This window comes from Paraburkholderia sp. (genome assembly GCF_035948235.1).
Taxonomy (GTDB): Bacteria; Pseudomonadota; Gammaproteobacteria; order Burkholderiales; family Burkholderiaceae; genus Paraburkholderia.
Genome location: NZ_DASZJJ010000194.1, coordinates 19,959 through 27,640, shown reverse-complemented (window position 1 = coordinate 27,640; position 7,682 = coordinate 19,959). Strand labels below are relative to the sequence as shown.

Sequence of the window (7,682 nt, the reverse complement as noted above, 5' to 3'; positions counted from 1 at the left end):
CTGCGCGCATTGAGGCCGGAAAGCTCAGCTTGAGGACCCGGTTCGATGCCAGTCGATGCGCTCGAAGATCGCCTGTAGCTTCGCGCCGCGCGAGGGGTTCAACATCGCCGCGTGTGCGACATGCCCGGCGAGCGCTGCACGAAAATCCGCGCGGCCGTCACGATTCTGTGAAGCGGGACCATGCCGCACACAGTTGGTGAGCAGCGCCTTCAGGCTATCGAACCGGTCGCGCGCCAGATTCGGATGCCGGTTCACAACGACTCCCGCAAGCTGCTGCCGGATGCCACGCGCCATAACGCGTGTCTTGCGCGGCTGCACAACGAAGCCCTCTTCGAGTGCAATGGCCGCGATCCAGACCGGCAAACGGTCCGCAACGCGCTTGAAACGCGCCGCGCCGGAAAACGCCAGGTCGTCCGCATAACGCGTGTAGTCCGCATCGAGTGAAGCCGCGAGCGCGGCGAGGCGCGTATCGAGCCGAAACGCACACAGATTCGCAAGCGCGGGAGAGGTCGACGCGCCTTGCGGCAAATGCCGCGCACGCAGGCGCTGCTGTTCGGTCCAGTCGAACTTGCCTTTCAACGCGCCGGAGACCAGCAAACGGCTCGGCACGCGGTTGGTACACAGCGCGGTCAATGCGCGCGCAACCGCAACGGGGTAGCCAAGTGCGCTAAACAACGCGTGAACGCGCGCCTGTGTGACCGATGCGAAGAAGTCCGCGAGATCGAGACGAATCACGAGCGGTTTGTCCGCATGGGGCGCCGCGAACGAAACGATACTTCGTCCTCGCCGGAACCCGTGCGCGGCGTCGTGCGGCGGCACCCGGTCGAGCAGCCCGTGCAGCAGCTTGTGCTGCACGAAGCGCATGAGCGGCTTCGGGCGCTCGATCAAACGATGCCGTCCGTCGCGCTTGCCTCGCGCGTGATACGAATAGTGATGCAACGGGGATGACGCATCGCCCGGCGCCACGCGCCAGTGCGTCGCGAGCCACGAAAGATCGCCATCGTCGACTTCGAGCCACTCGGCAAGCTCATGCAAATTCGACCAATGGGGCAAATCGACATGGGCGAGTCGAGCCGGCGGCAGTCGCTGGGCCGGCGGGCGCCGAACGATACGGATGACTTCTGGCCGGGCATCGCTTCGGAACGCGGCGACAAACGCGGTCGCGTTTTCCAGCAAGGGTGTCAACTGAACGGCGTGCGTATCGTCCCATTGCGGCGCGAAACCTTGCACCGCTTTTTGGGCGACATCGTCCATCCAGGCTTCGTGCGCGCCGAATATCGAGGTCATCCGCGCGACGATGCCGGCTACATCAGGTGGCCCCGCAAGGATGGCGTCGCAAGCGATGACGGCCGTGTCGTGAAAACCGAGGCGCATGATTCAAGGCGGGACGATGGATCAACGTGCCAGTCTGGCGAGAGCTCATTTGCGCGCATGCGCAACGCCGCTCTTGCGATGTATTGCGGCTTGCGGATCACCGGCGGGGTAGCCCCGCCGTCCGGGAATGCAGTTGCTGATTCCGGTTCGTGCTTGACCCACCGCCCCGCGCACCGACGATAAAGGTCGTGCATCGCGCGTGTCAAGCTCGCCCTCGACGCGATTGAACCGCGATGCCTCGCGCGCGCACTGCCTAGACGTTGATGCGCGCCGACGCCTCCAGATGCGTCTCGCCCTCGGCGATCATCCCGGCGGCGATCTCCAGCACCTCCGCCATGCGGCCGAGAATTTCATCGTGCCACTCCATGCCGTCGTCCAGCAGCGGCGGTTTGGCCAGATGCTCGATGAGCGAGTTCGCCGTTTCGAGGAACGGCACGGCGCCGTGATAACAGCGAACCGCGAGCACGGCCTCGTTCGCGGCATCCTTTAACGCCCCTTCGTATGCGGCAGTGTGCCCCGCCGACGCCGATTGCGTCGCGTCGTGCAGCGCCTCGATACGCGACGGCGCATGCGTCTCCAGCTCCCGCGCCCGATTTTGGAGGCTGGCGTACTGGGCGCGCAGCGCGCTCTCGCTTTGGTCCGGCGTCGACGAATGTTCCATGGCTTGCAGATCAGATATTCGATGGTGGCGCGCTATCTTACTGCGGACTGCGTTCCGTCCGGTCGTTCTGTTTTGCCGGCGCGTGCTGCCGGCGCGTTTTGCTGGCATAGCGCAAGGCGTATCGATCGTACGAAAGCCCGCGATCGGCGATGGCCGTAAGGCGGTTGGAATGAAGTTGTCATGCCAGTTCCCGATTTGCGGAATGCACGGCCACTTCCGTCACCGCAAAGCTTTGAAGTGCGCCCTTTATTTTGTACGCTGTCTTAACAGGCCAGGCGGGCCGCAGCGCGGTGCGCTGCAACGCCCTGCCCATCGGGAAGGAGCCATTCATGGAACCGTCTTCAGGCCCGCAATCGGGCGCCTATAGAAACAACAGCGGCGGCAACCCCGGCGACACCGGCCACGCCGACGGGTCGATGGCGAAGCTTGCACTGGCCGCCATCGGCATCGTGTTTGGCGACATCGGCACCAGTCCGCTCTACACGATGAGCACGGTATTCGAAGCAAATCACGGCCTCGCGCTCACGCGCGCGAACGTGCTGGGCGTGGTCTCGCTCATCATCTGGTCGCTGATGATCGTGGTGACGCTGAAATACGTGACCCTGATCATGCGCGCCCACAACCACGGCGAGGGCGGCATCATGGCGCTGCTGGCGCTGGCGTCCAGCTCAGTCATGGACCGGCCACGCCTGCGTAACGGACTGCTGCTCACCGGTGTGTTCGGCGCGGCGCTGTTTTACGGCGACGGTGTCATTACGCCGGCCATCTCGGTGCTCAGCGCGGTCGAAGGGCTGGAAGTGGCGGAGCCGCTGCTCAAGCCCTACGTGGTGCCAATCGCGCTGGTCGTGCTGGTCATCCTGTTCCTGATGCAGCGGCGCGGCACCGCTGGGATCGGCGCGGTATTCGGGCCGGTGATGGTGCTGTGGTTCGGAGTGATCGCCGTATCGGGCGTGCTCAGCATCGGTCGTGCGCCGGCCATCCTGGACGCGTTCAACCCATTCATCGGCCTTGGGTTTCTGATCCGCAACGGCTGGGTGGCCTTTGTCTCGCTGGGCGCGGTGGTGCTCGCGCTGACCGGCGCCGAGGCGCTCTATGCCGATATGGGTCACTTCGGCGCGCCGCCCATCCGCCTGTCGTGGTTCGCGCTGGTGCTCCCGGCGCTTGCGCTCAATTATCTGGGCCAAGGCGCCCTGCTGCTGTCGGACGCCAAAGCAGCGGACAACCCCTTCTTCCACCTCTTCCCCGCCATGGCGCTGTTCCCGATGGTGGTCCTCGCCACGGTCGCGACCGTGATCGCATCGCAGGCAGTCATCAGCGGTGCGTTTTCGATGACGAGGCAGGCCATGCAACTGGGCTTCATGCCGCGCATGGGCATTGTGTACACGTCGGAACGCGAAGTCGGCCAGATCTACGTGCCCGCAATCAACTGGTTGCTGCTGATCGCGGTGGTGGGCGCGGTGCTGGGCTTCGGCTCTTCCACGGCGCTGGGTTCGGCTTACGGTATCGCGGTGACGGGAACCATGATCATCACCACCTTCCTCACGTTCTACGTGGTGCGTTATGCCTGGCACTACAACTGGCTGCTGTGCGTGCTGGCCACCGGTTTCTTCTTCGTGATCGACTTCGCCTTTTTCTCGGCCAACCTGCTCAAGTTCGTCGATGGCGGCTGGTTCCCGCTGCTGCTCGGCACCATCATGTTTATCGTCATGTCCACCTGGCACCGTGGCCGCGCGCTGATGGTGGAAGAAGCGCACACCCATGCGGGCACGCTACCGCTGGCACAGTACCTGGACAGCCTGTTTGCGAAGCAGACCATCCGCGTGCCCGGCACCGCCGTGTTCCTGAACATCGACGTCAATGCCGTGCCGCACGCGCTCGTCAACAACCTGGAACACAACCACGTGCTGCACGAACGCGCGCTATTCGTGCACGTAAAAAACCTCGATGTGCCCTATGTGTCGCGCGAGCAGCGTGTAACGATCACGCCGCTGGGCCACAACTGTCACAGCATTGTCGTGGCCTACGGTTTCAAGGACGAAGCCAACTTGCCGCAGGCGCTGCGCGACTGCGAGCCCAAGGGCTTCGTGGTCGATCCGGCGCAGGTGTCGTGGTTCCTCAGTCATGCGACTGTCGTGGCGACCGGAGGCAAAGGCATGCCGGTGTGGCGTGAACGGCTGTTCGGCGTGATGGCGCACAACATCGGCAATCTTGCGGCCTATTTCAAGCTAACCGCAAACCGGGTAATCGAACTAGGTTCACGTGTCGAGATATAAAGACCGGCTCGCGCGCCGATGCGCGCCATATCAAAGGAACTTGAGCGCGAGCGTGATAATGCTCACTACGGTGCCCGCCGCAGCGATAATTTTGCCGATTCCAAACGCGGTATTCTTGGGTTGCGGCTTTGAAGGATCGGGCAATCCGAGCACGCCGTACGTCATCGATTTAAGCGACGAAGGCGCGGAGGATGAATTGGCCGCGCTCGTTGAATCCGTGCCATCAGCCGACGTGCCCGCGGAAGCCGCCGAATCCTGAGCGCTCTTCTGCAACCCTTCGTCCGACAACGTGACTTTCGTGCTGGATTCTGGCGTCGTGCCCGTGTCATTGTCCTGCTTGCCCGTCGTCGTGCTGACTGGCGCATTGACCGGTGTGTTCGCAACCACTGCCTGACTGGAAGTGGACGATGTAACCTGCATTTCTACTACCCCCGCATATTTCGCATCGCCATCAAGCCTTGTGTCTTTCCCGCTTTACGTTGCGACGCTGCCTATATTCGTTCTTTTTATAACGACCGTGATTTTCATTTCTTTAGGCTTACGCGAATTACAATGAATTTTGAATCAAACACTTTCAAATCATTCCAATTTATTTCCTGTCCGGAATATTTAATTTCCTCATTCAGGGTTTGCAGTTAAGAGGACCAGTCAGATCGTAATCGCGCAACGCATCGGTGATGGCGTCGTGCAGGCGCCCGGCGGCGACCGGCAGCATGTGGTGGTCGCGCGTAACGAGTGAAATCACGCGCGCGGGCAGCCTATCTGGACGGATGAAGGGACGCACGGCAACGCGCCGTGTAACCGCAACGATGCACGGCGTTATACGGCTCGCGCGGTTCTCCAGTCGTTCAATACGGCAAAACCCTCATGCGAAAGATCGCAGACCGAATTTTGAAAAAGCGGTTGCCGCGCGCGCGGCGCACAGCTAATCTTGAGGCGTTCTCACACGCTGCATGGAAGAGATCGTTCTACCGGAACGACGCCGACGGAGCAACCGCCCCGGAAACTCTCAGGCAAAAGGACCACGCAGCCGGAACATCTGGAGAGCGGCGCACCACAACGGTGGCGCCCACCGAAGGGGAGCCACGCGCGCCGAAAGCGCGCGGGCGAAACTCTCAGGTACATGGACAGATGGGGCATCGGCGCCGGTTGCAATCGGCCGGCGATGCCCACGTTCTGCACCCATGGACCATGTCATGTCACGAATCGCCGTTATCGGCGCCGGCATTACCGGCGTCACCACCGCCTATGCGCTCGCACGGCGCGGCCATAGCGTCACCGTCATCGACCGTCACCGCTACGCGGCGATGGAAACATCCTTCGCGAACGGCGGCCAGCTTTCCGCCAGCAACGCAGAAGTCTGGAACAGCCGCGCCACCGTATTTAAAGGCCTGCGCTGGATGATGCGGCGTGACGCGCCGCTGCTCATGAATCCGCGCCCCAACTGGCACAAGTACAGCTGGATCGGCGAGTTTCTACGGCAGATCCCGAACTACCGCAGCAATACGATTGAAACCGTGCGCCTTGCAATTGCCGCGCGCGAACATCTGTTCTCAATCGCGCAGCGCGAATCGATCGATTTCGATCACGAACAGCGCGGTATTTTGCACTTCTACGCAACGCGCAAGGAGTTCGACGCCGCGACGAAAGTCAACGCGCTACTGCGCGAAGGCGGACTCGATCGGCGCGCGGTCACGCCCGACGAAATCCGCGCCATTGAGCCGACGCTTCAAGGCGACTTCTACGGCGGCTTTTTTACCGAATCCGATTCCACTGGCGACATTCACAAGTTCACGCGCGGTCTTGCGTCGGCCTGCGAACGGATGGGCGTCGCGTTTCAATACGACACTACGGTGCAGTCGATCGGCGATGCCCAGAACGGTACGGTGGCGATCAGCACCGCGCGCGATGCGCTGCCGTGCGTCTCGACCTTCGATCGCGTAGTCATATGCGCGGGCGTGGGCAGCCGCGCCCTCGCCGCGCTAGTGGGCGACCACGTCAACGTTTATCCCGTGAAGGGCTATTCGATCACCGTGGGTCTCGACGATGCGGCGAGCCGCGAGGCCGCGCCCTGGGTCAGCCTGCTGGACGACGCCGCGAAGATCGTGACGAGCCGCCTGGGCGCCGATCGCTTTCGCATTGCCGGCACCGCAGAACTCAACGGCACGAACCGCGATATCCGCTCGGATCGTATCGAGCCGCTGGTACGTTGGGCGCGTACGCATTTCCCGGCCATGTCGACCTCGCGCGTCATCCCGTGGGCCGGCCTGCGTCCCATGCTGCCCAGCATGTTGCCGAAGGTTGGCCGCGGCAGACAGCGCAACGTCTTCTACAACACGGGACATGGGCACCTTGGCTGGACGCTTTCGGCGGCTACGGCCGAAACCGTCGCAATGCTCGTGAGCGACGACATCGGCAATACGCGCACGCGTATCGTTGCTCCCGCAACGACATCGAACGTGTCAACACGCGCGGGCTGATCAAACGGTCAGGGCACCATGGCTCGATAAATCGGCGCGCAACTCGTCCAGTTCGACGCGCGCCGCCTCCAGGCGGCGCACGAGCGCTTCAGTAGCCGGCGCAATCGGCATGCGCGTTTGCGCCGACACGCCCCCGTCGAGCGCCATCATTGCCTTGATGGCAGCCGGATTGGGCGCGGCAAATAGCAGTGTCAAAACGGGTTCGAGCCGCGCAAACAGGCGGCTCGCGTCCGCTGTTTTCCCCATACGGAAAAGGCTCTGCACTTCGGCCAGCAGATCGGCGCAGACATGGGCGCTCGCCAGGATGCCACCCGTCGCACCCGCGCGCAGACAATCGAGAAAAGCGTCGTCGTTGCCACACAACAATGCGATGGGCAACTTGCCGAATGCGGCGAAGCGTTCGCGCGCGCAAGCCTTGATCGCGCGGATATTGGGCACTCGTGCCAACTGCGCGACCGTCGATTCCGCCAGCCCGACTCCCGTACGATGCGGCACGTCATAAAGCACGATATCGCGTTCGGTCGCCTGGGCGACTTGACCGAAATGCCAGAGCAAACCCGCTTGATCCGGACACAGATAGGCAGGCGCGCTGACCAGGTAACCGGCGAGATCCCAGACCTCAAGACGCTGGATTTCGTCGATGAACGAGGCCGTGTCGATACCGCCCACGCCCGCCACAACGGGTACACGCCCCGCCGCGACTTCGGTGATGGCCTGCATCGCCACGCTGCGCTCGCGGCGATCGAGCAGCGCGGCTTCGCCGGTCGTGCCCAATGCCACCAGTCCCGCAATGCCGCTTGCCACATGGCGCTGCGTCAGCGCTTCGAGCGCGCCCACATCGACTTCGCCGTCACGAAACGGCGTCACGAGAGGCAGCCAGATTCCGGAGTACAT

Annotated in this window: 8 protein-coding genes and 1 riboswitch; of the genes, 3 read left to right on the top strand and 5 right to left on the bottom strand. The window is 62.8% G+C overall.

From position 1 onward, the window contains the following. Positions 1–24: 24 nt before the first annotated feature. A complete protein-coding gene (locus VG320_RS16830; protein ID WP_327201220.1) occupies positions 25–1,035 on the bottom strand; it encodes a reverse transcriptase family protein in 1,011 nt (336 codons plus the stop codon). 9 nt (positions 1,036–1,044) lie between these two features. On the opposite strand from VG320_RS16830, the gene VG320_RS16825 reads away from it, so the two are divergent. Then, on the top strand, positions 1,045–1,557 hold the full coding sequence (locus tag VG320_RS16825; RefSeq protein WP_327201219.1) for a hypothetical protein: 513 nt from the start codon (positions 1,045–1,047) through the stop codon (positions 1,555–1,557). 70 nt (positions 1,558–1,627) lie between these two features. Here VG320_RS16825 and VG320_RS16820 read toward each other — a convergent pair whose 3' ends face one another. Continuing rightward, on the bottom strand, positions 1,628–2,035 hold the full coding sequence (locus tag VG320_RS16820) for a hypothetical protein (RefSeq protein WP_327201218.1): 408 nt from the start codon (positions 2,033–2,035) through the stop codon (positions 1,628–1,630). 416 nt (positions 2,036–2,451) lie between these two features. Here VG320_RS16820 and VG320_RS16815 point away from each other — a divergent pair, with 416 nt between their 5' ends. Continuing rightward, complete coding sequence (locus tag VG320_RS16815; protein ID WP_327201222.1) at positions 2,452–4,308, top strand: potassium transporter Kup; 1,857 nt, start codon at positions 2,452–2,454, stop codon at positions 4,306–4,308. A 30-nt stretch (positions 4,309–4,338) separates the two neighbouring features. Here the strand turns inward: VG320_RS16815 and VG320_RS16810 are convergent, their stop codons facing one another. Both VG320_RS16810 and VG320_RS16805 read right to left on the bottom strand, forming a co-directional pair. Then, entirely contained in the window at positions 4,339–4,695 is a 357-nt protein-coding gene (locus tag VG320_RS16810) for a hypothetical protein (RefSeq protein WP_327201217.1), read from the bottom strand. Positions 4,696–4,930: 235 nt separating this feature from the next. Then, positions 4,931–5,053: a hypothetical protein gene (locus VG320_RS16805; protein WP_327201216.1), complete on the bottom strand. Its 123-nt coding sequence runs from the start codon at positions 5,051–5,053 to the stop codon at positions 4,931–4,933. Positions 5,054–5,252: 199 nt separating this feature from the next. After that, a riboswitch (glycine riboswitch) is annotated at positions 5,253–5,343 on the top strand. Positions 5,344–5,504: 161 nt separating this feature from the next. Here VG320_RS16805 and VG320_RS16800 point away from each other — a divergent pair. Continuing rightward, positions 5,505–6,788 carry a D-amino acid dehydrogenase gene (locus VG320_RS16800; protein ID WP_327201215.1) on the top strand — a complete coding sequence of 428 codons (1,284 nt, stop codon included), beginning with the start codon at positions 5,505–5,507 and terminating at the stop codon, positions 6,786–6,788. Here VG320_RS16800 and VG320_RS16795 read toward each other — a convergent pair whose 3' ends face one another. Beyond that, positions 6,789–7,682, bottom strand: coding sequence for a 4-hydroxy-tetrahydrodipicolinate synthase (locus VG320_RS16795; RefSeq protein ID WP_327201214.1), 894 nt, complete (start codon positions 7,680–7,682; stop codon positions 6,789–6,791).

Bases quoted from the DNA above. Each gene is read 5' to 3' on its own strand.
- VG320_RS16815 (WP_327201222.1), top strand. From the start codon at position 2,452: ATGGCGAAGCTTGCACTGGCCGCCATCGGCATCGTGTTTGGCGACATC.
- VG320_RS16825 (WP_327201219.1), top strand. From the start codon at position 1,045: ATGGGGCAAATCGACATGGGCGAGTCGAGCCGGCGGCAGTCGCTGGGC.
- VG320_RS16795 (WP_327201214.1), bottom strand. From the start codon at position 7,682: ATGTACTCCGGAATCTGGCTGCCTCTCGTGACGCCGTTTCGTGACGGC.
- VG320_RS16800 (WP_327201215.1), top strand. From the start codon at position 5,505: ATGTCACGAATCGCCGTTATCGGCGCCGGCATTACCGGCGTCACCACC.
- VG320_RS16820 (WP_327201218.1), bottom strand. From the start codon at position 2,035: ATGGAACATTCGTCGACGCCGGACCAAAGCGAGAGCGCGCTGCGCGCC.